Consider the following 13,699-nt stretch of genomic DNA (forward strand, 5'->3'; position numbering starts at 1 on the left):
GGCCGCAGACTGGACTAGAGGCTGACGGAGCGGCCTATCCAGTCCGGGGGTTCGAGGGTGTCCGGGAGCCGGTAACCGTCGATGGTGTCGGCGATCCGCTCCGGGAAAGGAGCGGTTCGGCCGGAGGTGGAGTTCACGTGCAGGGCGAGCAGTTCCTCGGTGGCGATCAGGGTGCCAGCGTTGGATGCGCCGTCGTTATCAGCGCTGCCGGTGACGGCATCATCCGCTTTACCAATGCGCATTTCGTGCGCGAGGTGGAGCTTCTTGGCACCTGCGCCGGCGACCGTCGTCGTAATGGTCAACGGTGCGCCTTCGCCGGTCTCGGACAGGTAGCGGACGTGCGCCTCGACCGTGTAGAGCGAGTTTCCGGTCTCTTCGCGGTACTGCGGGCCCATGCCGAGCGATTCCATCACCTGGTCGGTGGCGAAACCGAACGCGAGCACGTAGAACGCCTCGGACATGTGGCCGTTGTAGTCGATCCACTCGGGCAGCACGTTGCAGCGGTACTCGAGGGTACGCAGGTCCTGTTCGGGGGAAGCCATCAGCGCCGGCCCTTAATGCCATCGATCACGCCGCGGATGGCGATGATTGCTTCATCCCGCTCGGCGATCAGTTCGTTGACGGAGCGCGACTCGGCCTCGTCGACTCCGGCCACGACGGCGTCGCTCAGTTCCGGCGTCAGTTCAGGCGCCTCGAGCCGGGTCCAGGGGGACTTCAGCGACGGGCCGAAGTGGTGCAGCATGTGCTTCATTCCGCCCTGACCGCCGGCCAGGTGGAAGGTGGTCATCGGGCCGTGGATCGGCCAGCGCAGGCCGGGGCCGTCGGTGATGGAGCGGTCGATCTGTTCCACGGTGGCCTCGCCGTTGTCGATCATGTGCAAGGCTTCGCGCCAGAGCGCCTCCTGCAGCCGGTTGGCGATGAAGCCGGGGACTTCGTGGTCCATGGTGATGACGGATTTGCCGATGTAGTCGTAGAACTCGGAAGCCCACTTCACGGCTTCGTCGGACGTCGCCTCGCCGCCGACAACCTCGACCAGCGGGATCAGGTACGGCGGGTTGAACGGATGCCCGACGACGAGCCGCGACGGGTCGGCCGCGGTGGTCGCCATTTCGGTCATGCTGTAGCCGGAGGTGGAGGAAGCGATGACGACGCCGGGGGCCGCGACGGCGTCGATCTGCGCCAGCAGGTCCTGCTTCAGTTCGAGGACCTCGGGGGCGCTCTCCTGGATGAAACCGGCACCTTCGACCGCCTCGGCGAGATCGGTGTGGACGCTGAAGTTGTCCGGATCCGCGCCGTCGGCCAGGCCGAGCTTTGTCAGCGCCGGCCAGGCGGCGTCGATCAACTGGCGCAGCTTGTCGCCGGCGTCGGGGGAGGGGTCCCAGACCTTGACGCGGTAGCCGCGGGCGAGGAAGTAGGCAGCCCAGCCACCGCCGATGGTGCCGGCGCCTACGCACGCGACCGTGCCGACGTCGGGCACGTTTGTTGCGATGGAGTCCAAAACCTAGCCCTTCCGGTTGATCTGCAGGATGTCGCGCGCTTCGTCCGGCGTGGCCACGGAGGAACCGAGGTCGTTGACGATGCTGATGGCGCGTTCGGTCAGTTGCGCGTTGGTGGCCTTGACGCCCTTGGAGAGGTAGAGGTTGTCCTCGAGGCCGACGCGCACGTGCCCGCCGAGCAGCACCGACTGAGCCACCCATGGCATCTGGTTGCGGCCGATAGAGAACGAGGTCCACTGGGCGCCGTCGGGAAGCATATTGACCATGGCCTGCAGCAGACCCGGGTCGGCCGGAGCGCCGTAGGGGATGCCCATGCACAGCTGGTACAGCGGCGGCGGATCGATCAGGCCTTCCTCGACCATCACGTTGGCGAACCAGAGGTTTCCGGTGTCGAAGATTTCCATTTCCGGCTTCACGCCGAGTTCCTGGATGCGGGCGGCGCCCTCGCGGAGCATGTCCGGGGTGCTGACGTAGATGTTGCTGCCTTCGCCGAAGTTGAGCGAGCCGCAGTCGATGGTGCAGATTTCCGGGCGCAGTTCTTCCACGTGCGGGAGCCGGTCCCGGCCGCTGATCAGGTCGGTGCCTTCCAACTGCTTCGTGGGTTCGGACGGGTCGACGACGAGATCGCCACCCATGCCGGCGGTCAGGTTGATGACCGGGTCGACGTCGCTGGCCTTCACCAGGCGGACGACCTCGCGGTACAGCGCGACATCGCGCGAGCCCTGCTTGGTTTCGACGTCGCGCACGTGGATGTGGACGACGGAGGCGCCGGCGCGGGCAGCGGCGATGGCATCCGCGGCGATTTCCTCGGGCGTGACCGGGACGTTCTCGCTCTTGCCGGTGGTGTCTCCGGCGCCGGTGAGTGCGCAGGTGACGATGACCTTGCGGTTCATGATGTGCTCCCTTTCGGGTTGTTACTGGACGATGTTTCGGTCTATAAAGCTTTCGATTTGCGCATGCATCTGATCGGAAGTCAGCATTCCGGTCAGGACTTTGACGTTCAGTCCATCGATCAACGAGGTGAGGTCCATGGTCAGGACATCAGCGTCGGTGCTGAGGAAGACTCCTGCTTTCTGGCCGTCCACGATGATGTTGTGAACGGTCTGTTCCCAGCGCCGGTAGCTCTGTGCGTGGCTGTGCTGAGAGGCCGGATCGACGGCCGCTTCAGCCCAGGTCTGGAGCCAGATCGACATTTCCGCCCGACCGCGCTGGCCGGCAGGTAGCTGGAGTTCCGCCAACCGTTTGAGCCGGTCGACCGGATTGGGGTGGAGGTGCAGCTCGGCGATCTGGCGGTCGAAGGCGAGCTTGACCGAATACCGCAGCGCCTCGGCGAAAATCTCCCGTTTGGTGGGGAAGTAGTAATGCACCGTGGCGCTGCTGGTCCCGCATGCCTTGGCGATATCGGCGATCCGGACCGAGGAGTAACCCTGTTCGGCGAAGAGCCACCACGCCTTCTCGATGATCGTCCGGCGCTTACGGGCCTTCTCGCTGTCCTCGCGATGACGCGTTGGCAGAATCTTCGCCGTCGGAGCCGCTGAAGCTCCCGCCGTCTCGTCCGAACCGGACAACAACCAGTTCACCGTGACGCCGGCGGCATCGGCCAGCTGAGTCAACTCGTCCGGGCGGAACCGCCGGGTGCCTTTCAGTGCCTTGGAGAGTTTGGTTTCATCCAGGCCGATGTAGCGGGCTACCTCGCGCTGGGCGAGACCGGACTCCTGGATGGAGGATCGGACACGCGTCAGCAGCGCCGCTTGGCTATCGGCCTGGCTTGTGTTCGGGACCTCGTTTTGCGATTGCACCTGACTGACTCTAGTTCAAACTTGCGATACTGACAAGTGGAGCGACTGAGAATCAGCCAAGCTTGCGATCTAGTTCCAGCCGCTTGTTGAGCCCGGCTCGCGGTGATAGGACCAACATCGGCAACGCAATTGTTCGTGAAGGCTTCTCGCTCTCAACTGCCCGAACTAGATGGGTTGACACGTCCTACGATTTTTGCAACAGTTAGCGCAAACGTTAGCGCAAGTGGCATAGATCACGATGATGGGAGATCGATGGGAATCAGGGAAGTCGCGGAATCAGCGAACGTTTCCGTCACCACCGCCTCACGAGCGCTGAATGGCACCGGGCGGATTGCCTCTGCGACCCGGGCAAAAGTGCGCCAAGTTGCGAACGAACTCGGTTACCAACCAAACGAGGTCGCTCGGCAGCTCAAAGAGGGAACGAGCTCGACGGTGGGAGTTCTCGTTCCTGATATCACCAATCCATTCTTCCCCGAACTGGTGCGCGGCATTCAGGAAGTGGCCGACAAGCATGGTCATGTGCTGCTACTCGCGCCGACTAATGGAGAACCCGCAGGCACCGCAAAAGCCCTTAGGCAGATGCGGTCCCGTCACGTAGCAGGAATCGTGATTGTTGATGATTGCCTCGACGATAATGCTCTCGTGCAAGAGCTTGGCGGCTTGCGGTTCGTCGCGCTTGACCGAAAGCTCAATACACCAGACTGCACCTGGGTCGCGAGCGACCACCTGGCAGGCGGCCGGTTGGCCACCGAGCACCTCATCGCACTAGGCCACGAGCGAATTGTCCATGTAGCTGGAGAGCAGCGGGTTGGAGTAGCCCGCGATCGGCTCGACGGATACCGCCAGGCATTGGCAGCCGCTGATCTGCCCGTGGACGACGATCTGGTGGTCGCAGCTGACTTTACTGAAGACGCCGGCTACCAAGCAGTCCTCAGGCTACTGAACCGGGATGTCCACTTCACCGCAATTTTTGCTGTTGATGACCTTGCAGCGATCGGAGCAATGCGTGCCCTTGATGAACACCGTTTGCATGTCCCCGATGACGTCAGCGTCGTGGGGTTCGACGACATCCATCTCGCCTCCTACGTTCGACCTGGGCTGACTACTGTGAGGCAGCAGATCACTGAACTCGGCCGCGTGGCAGCGGAGCTCCTTCTGGATGACGATGCCGGAACCAACGGCCGCTCGCGGACCCTTCCGGTGAGCGTGGTTACCCGGGGAACAACCGCGCGGGCGGCGCAGCGGCCGGGACGTCAGTTATGAGCGGCGTCGTACTGGTGCTCGGCAGCCTCAATGTGGACGAGGTAGCCAACGTGCACAAACTACCCGCCCACGGAGAGACCGTGACAGCCCTCCACTATGAGGTGCATCCGGGCGGCAAGGGTGCTAACCAGGCGGTCGCAGCGGTTCGGGCAGGAGCTACCGTGCGCATGGTCGGCGCCGTTGGAGAGGATTCCTCAGGAAGATTCCTGCAGGAATGCCTCGAGCGGGAAGGGATCACGTGCTCATTGAGGTCGGTTCAAGGGGCTACAGGACGGGCGTTGATCCTGGTGCAGCGTGATGGCGAAAACGTCATTACGCTGATCCCCGGCGCCAATCACGAGGTGACGGTAAAGGATGCTGAACAGGCATGCGAAGACCTGACTCCCTCTGACCTGCTGCTCATGCAACTTGAGCTGCCTCTTGGGGTTGTCCGCGCTGCCGCCCGGAAGGCAAAGGCAAAGGGCGCCCGAGTGGTGCTCAATGCCGCGCCTGCTGCTGAGGATCTGATGCTGGCCGACGTCGACGTCCTTGTTGTCAATGAGCACGAGTGTCTGCAGATTGCTGGAAAACCAGCAGATGCCGACCCGCTCCGCACTGCCAGTGAACTGGCAGTACGGCATGGCCTCACAGTCATCGTGACCTTGGGCGCGGATGGAGCAGGCTATACCGGCGGCGGCACGGTGATCACGCTTCCGAGTCCGTCGGTGCACGCAGTGGATACCACCGCTGCCGGAGACACGTTCGTCGGATACCTTGCCTCCGCTCTGCTGAACGGCGACTCAATGGAAGATGCGACGGCGCTTGCCATCCGGGCCGGATCCCTTGCGGTGACAAAGCCAGGGGCACAACCTTCCATACCGCGGCGACAGGAACTGGTCGGCCGCTTCACCCCATACGAAGGCGATGCAGGAGCATCGCCCCGACCGGCCACTGCCGGCACGAGAAAGGAAACACATGCGACTGACATTGGGCGCTGACCACGCCGGATTTCCCCTGAAATCCAAAGCTCGACAGATTCTGGAAAGCCTTGGACATTCGGTTGTCGACGTAGGCACGTTCAGCGAGGCACCCGTCGATTTCCCGGATATCACCCAAGATGTGGCGACACCGATCCTCAAAGGCGAGGCCGACCGCGGGATACTGGTCTGCGGCACCGGGGTCGGAGCCAGCATTGCGGCGAATAAGATTCCCGGAATCAGGGCCACCATCGCCCACGAAACCTACTCGGCCCGGCAGGGCGTGGAGCACGACGACGTCAACGTCTTATGCCTTGGCGCCTGGCTGATTGGTCCAGCGGTTATTGAGCAGGTGCTCGTTGAATTCCTCAAAGCTGAATTCTCTACAGACGCCGATTGTCGTCGCCGCGTTGAAAAGCTTCACCAGCTGGAACGCGACGCGGCAGCTCGAGTCAACTGATCTTAACTGGCACTAAAAGAACTGGAGGGAACTGATGCATTTCATGCATAGCAAGGCCCGGGGGAGTGGAACACCCAGCAGTCACGGACTTGCCCAAGATTCATGCCACATCCAAATTTCGGGGACACACCTCGACGCTGCGGTCGTCTCACGAAAGGGAACGCAATGACCCAGAACGAAAAATCGACACTGGAACTAACTTATCCGGAACCGCCGGCGAGACTTAGGCGACGCCTAACGATCGTGACCGCGGCCGCCTTCCTGGGGCCAGGTGCCATCCTTGCCTCAGCGAATATCGGAAGCGGCGAAATGATTTTCGCAGCCCGTGGCGGAGCGATATTCGCCTACGGACTGATCTGGGTCTTTATCGTCGCCGCAATTAGTAAAGCGGCGCTTGCTTATTCAATGAACCGCTACACCGTAGTCACGGGCGAGCATCCGATGACGCGATGGGCGACCGTTTTCCCCGGTCCAAAGGGATGGTTTCCGCTGGTATTCGGGCTCGCCTCTATCCTGGTGGTGCCCTCCTGGGTGAGTGGGCTCGGATTAGCCATCGGCGACCTTATTGGCAGCGCCACTATTGGGAATGGACAAGTATGGGCGACTGTACTGATTGTCGTTTCCTTTGTCCTTGCGTGGGTCGGTGGATACAAATTCCTCGAGAAAGCTCAAACGTTAATTGTGTCGTTCATGCTTCTGGCCGTCGCCATTAGCGTGATCGTCCTGCAGCCTGATTGGTTCGGTGCTCTCGGTGGACTGGTTCCAAATGTCCCGGAGTACGCAGGATGGCTCAACATTGACTACCCGGAGATCGCCGATCGCTCCATCTGGTTGGAAATCGGCACCTATCTCGGCGCAGTCGGCGGCGGCACCTACGACTACATTGCCTACGCAGGGATGATGCGGGAGAAGAAGTGGGGCCTGCTGGGACACCGCGACGTGAAGGATCTCAGCGAGATATATTCGAACATTGATAAGGGACAGCAGCTTCCAATCGCAACATCTCCCGATGAGGTCGAGAAGTCGCGTGCATGGGCGCGCGCGCCGCTCGGCGATCTTATTCTCAACTTCTCGGCAATTGTCCTCTTTGCGATGATGTTTATGATCAATGGCGCTAATCTGTTGTTCGAGAATCAAACCGTACCCTCCGGGAACGATACATTGACGTATCAGGCTGGTTTCCTGTCTGATATAGCTCCCGGGTTCGCCTACCTCTATTACGTTGGCGTGTTCTTCGCATTCTTTGGTTCCCTGTATGCGTTTTGGGAAATGTACAGCCACACCGTTTACGAGAGCCTTGCGCCGGTTTCGAAGAGGATCCGGCTAGCCGGCCAGCGTGCGGTTCGCCCCTACATGTATTCGTACATGCTGATTGTGGCACTACTCTTGGTGTGGTCAGGCGCTTCGTTTATCGTTATCGTTACACCGGCGTCCATATTAGGTGGCCTCTTCATGTCAGGGGTTTTCTGCCTGGCTGTCGTCTATGCCGAGCACCGGGTAGTCCCCAAGCAGCTCCGACTCTCCACGGCAAGCCGCTGGTGGGTCATCCTGTCAGGTTTGTTGCTCATCGTCCTGGGTCTTATTTCGATCTGGGAACTATTCGCCTAAGGAGGCCAGCATGCGACCCGGTTCCATTTTTGCATCGGTCTGTCTGATGTTGCTTGCGTCAGTGAATTTCACAGAACAGTCGTACGTAATAGCAAGTGTTTTAGCGGTGCTTTCGTTGGTATTCCTCGTCGTCGGACTTGGGTTCCCAAGGGCTGCGGCACGCAGACCGAAGAGTGCTCCCTCATCCGGTGAAATGTTGGAGGCGCAGCACGAGCATCATCGCAATGCCCGCGGATGGCGCTACATAGCGTTAGGTGGAATGGTCCTCAGCGTCGTCGGAGTGTTTGTATTTCCGCCGATGTCGCTGGTGGTCGCCGCGCTCTCGGTGTATTCGGTATACCGGATGCGGAAGTCGAACCAATCCGCTGATCGCTTGGGCAGTACCCTTCCGAAAGTGTCCAGAGCTGCCAACTGAGAAGAACCAATGCGGAACGGCCCCAAACGGATCAGTTGCGCCGTGAGGGGCCGTTCCCTATTCCGGGTCCTGGATGCCTGGTCCCGTGAACAAGTAGTTGAGGAAGCACAATTTTTTTGGAGGACTGATGCACTTCAATCTGGATGACTTCGCCAACCCTCTCATGGAGAATCGATGAGCGCGTCTGACCTTCGGGTAGGGGTCGTGGGCCTGGGAAATCTTGGACTTGCCGTAGCGCGAAGGCTGGTAGAGGCGGACGTGGCGGTGCACGGGTTCGACATCAACGCGGCGAATCTCGCTGCAGCCGAAGGGGTGAGGCCGGCTTCTTCTGTGCGCAATCTGGCGGAGCAAGCGGATGTAGTCCTCGTCCTGGTGAGTACTGCCGATCAAGCGGCAAATGTCATTTCCGGTCCCGAGGGGATTACATCCGCAGATTCCCCGCCCGATGTCGTCGTAATGATGGCAACTATCGGACCGGATGCCGTTCGAGAGGTGGCCGTTCCACTCCGAGACATCGGCTGCTCACTGGTGGACGCACCGGTCAGTGGCGGTGCGGAGCGCGCCCTTATGGGAGAACTGGCACTGATGGTGGGTGGCGACGACGAGCACATAGACCAATGTCGGCACCTTCTTGAGGAACTCGGACAGGTCTTCCTATTGGGCGGCATCGGTGCCGGCCAGAGTGCAAAACTGGCCAATCAAATGGTATTTTTCGGTGCCCAGGCTGCCTTGCAGGAAGCCGTTGCTCTTGCCGATTCTTATGACGTTGACCGGACGGTATTGCTTGAGGCATTGTCAGGGGGTACTGCTGACTGCTGGGCAGCTCGAAACTGGGGATTCTTCGATGAGACTGCTCAAGCATATGACGACGCAGGCGTTGAACCGTCCCACCGGCCCTGGCACAAGGATCTTGAGAAGGCAGCGAACGTAGCGCGGAGCCAGTCCCTGGAGGTTCCGGTAACGGATTTGCTTGCCCAAGTATTCGGGGACCGGGTTGATCGGGCTGCGCGCAGGCGCTAGTTCATTTGCATCTTGCACTCAATCTTCGCACTGCAGGTGGCACACGGTCATGCTTTGCATGGGTTCTCGATAGAGTCCGCCAGCTCACCAATCAAATTGGAAGAATACCCGACGCCGTACCAACCACTGCGGCCACTGTGCCGAGGAACCAGCTGATCCGTCGTCGTCGGGCTTGGTCTATCAGGCCTTTCAGCGTGGCGAAGTCCGCTGCGATAGCGGAGGTGTTGCCCAAAGCCGGATTCTGGTGCCAAGTGCGAGGCTGGACGGCGGCTGCGGAAATCGCTTCGATCTGGTGCGGATTGAGCACTGTGGGCCGTCGTGTCAGCCAACGCAGCAGTTGATGCTGGGTGACGACCGCAATCCGGGGATGATTTTCTTTGACGGTGACGCTCTTGGCGCCGACGATGACGACTGCACCATTGACGTAGACAGGCCGGCCGAATGCCGAGGACAGCAGTTTAGCGGCACGGTTCGCCTCGAATTCCGCGTTGTAGATATGGCGCTGCTTCTTCCCGGCGATCATAAGGATGTTCTTCGCGCTCCAGACCGCTTGACCCGTATGGCTCTTGGAGTTGAGCGTGAAGACACCAGTTGGTCCGATGACCACGTGATCGATATCCGAATTCCCCCGGCCGACGGGGACAGCGTGCAGGACTGTCCATTCCGGTCCCAATCGATCGAGCACACCGCCTACCGCGACTTCTCCCAGTGCGCCCCAGTACCAGGAAAGACTGTCCGCTCCCAACAGGCGCGCACCAAAGATGCGACTGATTCTCGACCTTGGTGTGTCCTGCAAATGGGCCAGCAGCAGTTGGTGCATGACCGATTGTCCCGGTATCCGGTCGCTTAACTGGCCGCGAGGCAAGGGCGGCACGGAATCCGCCGATGAGCCCGTCTGTGCGCCGTCCATTGTCATCGAAATTCCCCCATTTTCGTTTTCGTTGTTCTCATTGGTCACGGTGATAAGAAATCCTGGTGTCCGCGCCAGTGGGGAGCTGATGGTTTATGCCCGGCCGAGACGGAGGCGGAAGAGGAGAATCTCCCGCACGTAACTGGTTACGCTACCGTTCGCAGGATCTCTACGCTACCGTTCGCAGACCCTTCCGGCTTAGAAAGGCTAGAGCACGGACACAGGGCCGATCGGACTCTCCCTTGTCAGCAACCTGCCACCCGCATAGCATCCATTCATGGGGCTCGTAGAATTCACACCCACACGGGAGCAGTTGGCCTATACCTTCGGCGGCGCAGCGCCAGTGATGACTGTCCGGCCCGGGACCGTGCTCAAGCTGTGGTCCGAGGACGCCTTCAACCACGCCCTCACGTCCGTTGAGGACATTTCGTCCGAGAAGGTGGACCTTCGCTTCGTTAACCCGCAGACCGGACCGTTTTTTGTGGAGGGTGCGGAGCCGGGGGATACGCTGGCGGTTCATATCGTGGATCTGACTCCGGCCCGTAATTGGGGCGCTTCGGCGACCATTCCCTTCTTCGGCGGACTGACCAGCACCGACCGGACCGTATTCCTGCAGGAATCCCTGCCCGATACGACTTGGATCTATCACCTGGATACGGAACGGCAGACTGTAGGTTTCCAGGCACGGTTTGGTGATTTCGAGGTGGCTCTTCCCTTGGAACCGATGCTGGGCACCATCGGCGTCGCACCGCCCGGAGGCGAGGTCCGTTCGTCCCTGGTGCCCGAGCGGTTTGGCGGCAATATGGACTCTCCGGAGGTCAAGGCCGGCACTACCGTCTACCTCGGAGTGAACGTTGAGGGTGCGCTCTTTTCCATCGGTGATGGGCACTATCGGCAGGGCGAGGGCGAAGCCTGTGGCACCGCCGTCGAAGGTGCTATGACGTCAACCATCATTGTGGAGCTGATCAAGGGTGGAGCGCCGGCTTGGCCGCGGCTGGAGACTGACCGGCATTGGATGGTGGTCGGTTCCTCGCGTCCGATGGAAGATTCCTGGCGTATCGGGCAGGTGGAGTTGATCCGATGGTTTGGAGACCTTTTCGGCCTGCATCCGATGGACGCCTACCAGTTGCTCACGCAGACAGCCCTGGCGCCCGTAGCCAATGCCGTGGATGCCAACTACAGCGTGGTGGTGAAAGCAGCGAAGTCACTATTTCCCGCGGCACAGGCATTTGACGGCATGCACGCTGAGCTGCGGAACCGCGCAGCCCGACTATAGGAGACGGATATGGATCTACAGCTCGGTGGGTTGACGGCTTTGGTCACTGGAGGCACCAAGGGCATCGGACGGGCGATCGTGGAGACGTTCGCGGCGGAAGGGGCCAACGTGGGTTTCTGCGCCCGGGACGCCGACGAGGTTAAGGCAACGGAAGCGGCATTGGCGGACAGCGGCGGCAGGGTAACCGGGACCGTGATGGACATGGGGAACGCCGACGACGTCGCAGGCTGGGTGCCCGCTGCAGCCGAAGACTTCGGCGGGATCGACATTGTGGTCAGCAATGTCAGTGCGTTGGCCATCCCGGATACGGACGAGAACTGGGAGGCTTCCCTCCAGGTGGATCTGATGGGCACAGTCCGTTTGGTCAAGGCCGCAATGCCGTATCTTGAACAGAGCAAGGCCGCCTCTATCATCGGCATCTCAAGCGTCTCCGGCCGGGAGGTCGACTTCGCCTCCGGACCCTACGGCACCGTGAAGACCGCCATCATTGCCTACATGGCGGGTCTTGCGTTCCAGCTGGCGGAGAAAGGTATCCGCGCCAACACGGTCTCTCCGGGCAATACTTATCATGATGGCGGGGTCTGGCAGAGCATCGAGCAGAGCGACCCCGAAGCTTTCAAAGAAGCCCTGGCACTGAACCTGACTCCGCGGATGGGAAGACCTGAGGAGGTTGCCCAGACTGTGGTGTTCCTTGCCAGTCCATTGTCCAGCCGGACCACTGGCGCGAACTTCCTGGTCGACGGCGGTCTGTCCCGCGGGATCCAGTTCTAGAACGGGCGTCGGTAGCCCTCGACGCCATTTCCATAAGTGTCAAGAGCGCATCTCTGATCAGCTTTGTAACTGAGCCCGGTACCCGACTAACAAGTCCGTGAGACGGATCGTCTCCGTTTGATCGAGGACCTTCATCGTTTCGGCAAACATTTCATCAGTGAGATCCTCGGCCTCTTGCCAGCGATGTCTTAGGTCGGAGCGGGATTCGGCCTTCCTGATCACTTCGTCTGCGTCATCGGGGCGCCATCCGGTACGAAGCAGACGCTCGCGGCCACCGTGGGGATGGGCGACCGTGGCTTCGGCGACGCCAAGGCCGCAGGTCCGTAACGCCGCAAAGTGGAATCCTCCGCGAATCTCGCGGGCCAGCATCAGGGCGTGGGCGAGGCGCTCGACGTCGTCGTCGGGGCGTTGCTGCATGCGCCAACCGGCGGCGAGCGGGAGCGCCGTGAGATCAGCGTGGTCGACAATCCGGAGAAGCAGATCCGCAGCTTCCCCGGGTGCCTCCACGGATTCCAATTTCGCGCTTCCCCACGCGGCACAGCTACGACTGTATGCCTGGATGGCTTCGTCTGCAGGCAGGTCTGAGCGCTCCAGCATCAAGGTGACCAGACTTTCGGGAAATAGGCCGAAGACGGCTGTGATCACGACGGCTGGAGGATCGCCAAGTACCGCTGAACGTCCGCGGAAATACAAACTGTGTTTTTGCTGGCCGAGCTTGGATTCCTCAGCTGCCAGCTGAGGTGAGGTCATGAAGGCGCCGCCCAGGGAGACGATGGTGTCCCGGGTCAGACGGGCGCTCTCGAGATGTTCCATGTTGATGTCCTTTCAACCGGATGAAGGCCGTAGATGTGGGATGTTGGCAGGTCTTGCTGATCTTCCAGCAGTGTTCGGTCATGCTCTGGAGCCGAGCAGTTGTGCCCGCGTTTGGCTTGCCAGCTTCTTATCAAACGTCCAAAGTGGTTCGTTGCCCTTCGCAGCGGTTTGGGAAACGAGATAGCAGTCCTCGAAGGATAGTTTTGGATGGGCGCAATAGAGGTCAAATGCAACGGCGAACACATCGATGCTTCCGATGATTTGCGGTTGCTGCAGCAGTCCCATGATGGCCTCGTCCTGCTGATGACGGGTAAGTCCATAGGCGCGGCCCAAAACAAAGTTCACCTCAATCAAGGCAGTGTCGGAGACAGCGAACTCGCCGCCCTCCGCCAGCAACTTCATGGCCGCTGCATGCTGGTGGGGCACATCGTCCAAGAGCAGGCGCAGCAGGATATTCGCATCCAATGAGCCGGAGACTGTCACGGAGCGGGTTCTTCGGTTCGATGCGCCTGGTAATAGGAATCAACGTCAGTCACCGGCTTGGAGCGTTTGGCATAGCTTGAAACGCGCGCGCTGAGTTCGGCAATTGGGGCAATGGGTGTGATGGTGATCCGTTGCTGGTCCTCATCGAACGATGCCTCGAGGCGGTCGCCCTTCTTCAGACCCATACTCTTGCGCACAGCCGAGGGGAGAGTCAACTGTCCCTTGCTGCTGATCGTCAAGATGGTCTTCATGTCTTACATTTTACTTGACGAAAGACGCATGGACAGATGTAAGTGACGGCCAACTTTTGCGCTACCACAAAGGCCGAGAGCCGGCGGCTGGGTCAGCCGGCCACCCTGCGGGGGATCGGGTTATATTTCTGGCGATCCCGCCCAGCCCGAACTCAGTGTTGTGGGCCAGGGCAACCGC

Annotated in this window: 15 protein-coding genes; 7 read left to right on the forward strand and 8 right to left on the reverse strand. The window is 60.5% G+C overall.

Annotated features, from left to right (window positions below; all coding sequences use genetic code 11):
- Nucleotides 1–14 precede the first annotated feature (14 nt).
- Genes ACX80B_RS07670 through ACX80B_RS07685 form a run of 4 tightly spaced genes read right to left on the reverse strand, consistent with a single transcriptional unit; the run spans nucleotide 15 to nucleotide 3,295 of the window.
- On the reverse strand, nucleotides 15–542 hold the full coding sequence (locus ACX80B_RS07670; RefSeq protein ID WP_459294736.1) for a thioesterase family protein: 528 nt from the start codon (nucleotides 540–542) through the stop codon (nucleotides 15–17).
- Nucleotides 542–1,498, reverse strand: coding sequence for a 3-hydroxyacyl-CoA dehydrogenase NAD-binding domain-containing protein (locus ACX80B_RS07675; protein ID WP_459294738.1), 957 nt, complete (start codon nucleotides 1,496–1,498; stop codon nucleotides 542–544). The genes ACX80B_RS07670 and ACX80B_RS07675 overlap by 1 nt, the downstream gene beginning before the upstream one ends.
- A 3-nt stretch (nucleotides 1,499–1,501) precedes the next feature.
- Nucleotides 1,502–2,389: a beta-keto acid cleavage family enzyme gene (locus ACX80B_RS07680; RefSeq protein ID WP_459294740.1), complete on the reverse strand. Its 888-nt coding sequence runs from the start codon at nucleotides 2,387–2,389 to the stop codon at nucleotides 1,502–1,504.
- Between the two features lie 21 nt (nucleotides 2,390–2,410).
- Complete coding sequence (locus tag ACX80B_RS07685) at nucleotides 2,411–3,295, reverse strand: TetR family transcriptional regulator C-terminal domain-containing protein (RefSeq protein WP_459294742.1); 885 nt, start codon at nucleotides 3,293–3,295, stop codon at nucleotides 2,411–2,413.
- Nucleotides 3,296–3,547: 252 nt separating this feature from the next.
- On the opposite strand from ACX80B_RS07685, the gene ACX80B_RS07690 reads away from it, so the two are divergent.
- The 5 genes from ACX80B_RS07690 to ACX80B_RS07710 all read left to right on the forward strand — a co-directional run bounded on the left by ACX80B_RS07690 (nucleotide 3,548) and on the right by ACX80B_RS07710 (nucleotide 9,017).
- Nucleotides 3,548–4,558, forward strand: coding sequence for a LacI family DNA-binding transcriptional regulator (locus tag ACX80B_RS07690; protein ID WP_459294744.1), 1,011 nt, complete (start codon nucleotides 3,548–3,550; stop codon nucleotides 4,556–4,558).
- Nucleotides 4,555–5,535 (forward strand): ribokinase, encoded by a 981-nt coding sequence (locus ACX80B_RS07695; protein WP_459294746.1) that lies wholly within the window; start codon nucleotides 4,555–4,557, stop codon nucleotides 5,533–5,535. The genes ACX80B_RS07690 and ACX80B_RS07695 overlap by 4 nt, the downstream gene beginning before the upstream one ends.
- Nucleotides 5,513–5,974, forward strand: a complete 462-nt coding sequence (locus ACX80B_RS07700; RefSeq protein ID WP_459294748.1) for an RpiB/LacA/LacB family sugar-phosphate isomerase — start codon at nucleotides 5,513–5,515, stop codon at nucleotides 5,972–5,974. Before ACX80B_RS07695 ends, ACX80B_RS07700 begins: the two co-directional genes overlap by 23 nt.
- A 165-nt stretch (nucleotides 5,975–6,139) precedes the next feature.
- A complete protein-coding gene (locus ACX80B_RS07705) occupies nucleotides 6,140–7,582 on the forward strand; it encodes an Nramp family divalent metal transporter (protein WP_459294750.1) in 1,443 nt (480 codons plus the stop codon).
- Between the two features lie 589 nt (nucleotides 7,583–8,171).
- Nucleotides 8,172–9,017: an NAD(P)-dependent oxidoreductase gene (locus tag ACX80B_RS07710; protein WP_459294752.1), complete on the forward strand. Its 846-nt coding sequence runs from the start codon at nucleotides 8,172–8,174 to the stop codon at nucleotides 9,015–9,017.
- Nucleotides 9,018–9,108: 91 nt separating this feature from the next.
- Here ACX80B_RS07710 and ACX80B_RS07715 read toward each other — a convergent pair whose 3' ends face one another.
- Nucleotides 9,109–9,975, reverse strand: coding sequence for a nuclease-related domain-containing protein (locus tag ACX80B_RS07715; protein ID WP_459294754.1), 867 nt, complete (start codon nucleotides 9,973–9,975; stop codon nucleotides 9,109–9,111).
- 229 nt (nucleotides 9,976–10,204) lie between these two features.
- Here ACX80B_RS07715 and ACX80B_RS07720 point away from each other — a divergent pair, with 229 nt between their 5' ends.
- The gene (locus tag ACX80B_RS07720; RefSeq protein ID WP_459294756.1) at nucleotides 10,205–11,203 is read left to right on the forward strand and encodes an acetamidase/formamidase family protein; all 999 of its coding nucleotides are present in this window, start codon (nucleotides 10,205–10,207) and stop codon (nucleotides 11,201–11,203) included.
- Between the two features lie 9 nt (nucleotides 11,204–11,212).
- The gene (locus tag ACX80B_RS07725) at nucleotides 11,213–11,974 is read left to right on the forward strand and encodes an SDR family NAD(P)-dependent oxidoreductase (protein ID WP_459294758.1); all 762 of its coding nucleotides are present in this window, start codon (nucleotides 11,213–11,215) and stop codon (nucleotides 11,972–11,974) included.
- A 57-nt stretch (nucleotides 11,975–12,031) separates the two neighbouring features.
- Here ACX80B_RS07725 and ACX80B_RS07730 read toward each other — a convergent pair whose 3' ends face one another.
- The 3 genes from ACX80B_RS07730 to ACX80B_RS07740 all read right to left on the reverse strand — a co-directional run bounded on the left by ACX80B_RS07730 (nucleotide 12,032) and on the right by ACX80B_RS07740 (nucleotide 13,521).
- Entirely contained in the window at nucleotides 12,032–12,787 is a 756-nt protein-coding gene (locus ACX80B_RS07730; RefSeq protein ID WP_459294760.1) for an SCO6745 family protein, read from the reverse strand.
- Nucleotides 12,788–12,865: 78 nt separating this feature from the next.
- Nucleotides 12,866–13,270 carry a PIN domain-containing protein gene (locus ACX80B_RS07735; protein ID WP_459294762.1) on the reverse strand — a complete coding sequence of 135 codons (405 nt, stop codon included), beginning with the start codon at nucleotides 13,268–13,270 and terminating at the stop codon, nucleotides 12,866–12,868.
- Nucleotides 13,267–13,521, reverse strand: coding sequence for an AbrB/MazE/SpoVT family DNA-binding domain-containing protein (locus ACX80B_RS07740; protein WP_459294764.1), 255 nt, complete (start codon nucleotides 13,519–13,521; stop codon nucleotides 13,267–13,269). Before ACX80B_RS07740 ends, ACX80B_RS07735 begins: the two co-directional genes overlap by 4 nt.
- Between the last annotated feature and the right edge of the window lie 178 nt (nucleotides 13,522–13,699).

The sequence above is a fragment of the Arthrobacter monumenti genome (assembly GCF_054511255.1).

Bases quoted from the DNA above. Each gene is read 5' to 3' on its own strand.
- ACX80B_RS07695 (WP_459294746.1), top strand. From the start codon at position 4,555: ATGAGCGGCGTCGTACTGGTGCTCGGCAGCCTCAATGTGGACGAGGTA.
- ACX80B_RS07720 (WP_459294756.1), top strand. From the start codon at position 10,205: ATGGGGCTCGTAGAATTCACACCCACACGGGAGCAGTTGGCCTATACC.
- ACX80B_RS07725 (WP_459294758.1), top strand. From the start codon at position 11,213: ATGGATCTACAGCTCGGTGGGTTGACGGCTTTGGTCACTGGAGGCACC.
- ACX80B_RS07705 (WP_459294750.1), top strand. From the start codon at position 6,140: ATGACCCAGAACGAAAAATCGACACTGGAACTAACTTATCCGGAACCG.
- ACX80B_RS07680 (WP_459294740.1), bottom strand. From the start codon at position 2,389: ATGAACCGCAAGGTCATCGTCACCTGCGCACTCACCGGCGCCGGAGAC.
- ACX80B_RS07730 (WP_459294760.1), bottom strand. From the start codon at position 12,787: ATGGAACATCTCGAGAGCGCCCGTCTGACCCGGGACACCATCGTCTCC.
- ACX80B_RS07710 (WP_459294752.1), top strand. From the start codon at position 8,172: ATGAGCGCGTCTGACCTTCGGGTAGGGGTCGTGGGCCTGGGAAATCTT.
- ACX80B_RS07700 (WP_459294748.1), top strand. From the start codon at position 5,513: ATGCGACTGACATTGGGCGCTGACCACGCCGGATTTCCCCTGAAATCC.
- ACX80B_RS07670 (WP_459294736.1), bottom strand. From the start codon at position 542: ATGGCTTCCCCCGAACAGGACCTGCGTACCCTCGAGTACCGCTGCAAC.
- ACX80B_RS07690 (WP_459294744.1), top strand. From the start codon at position 3,548: ATGGGAATCAGGGAAGTCGCGGAATCAGCGAACGTTTCCGTCACCACC.
- ACX80B_RS07740 (WP_459294764.1), bottom strand. From the start codon at position 13,521: ATGAAGACCATCTTGACGATCAGCAGCAAGGGACAGTTGACTCTCCCC.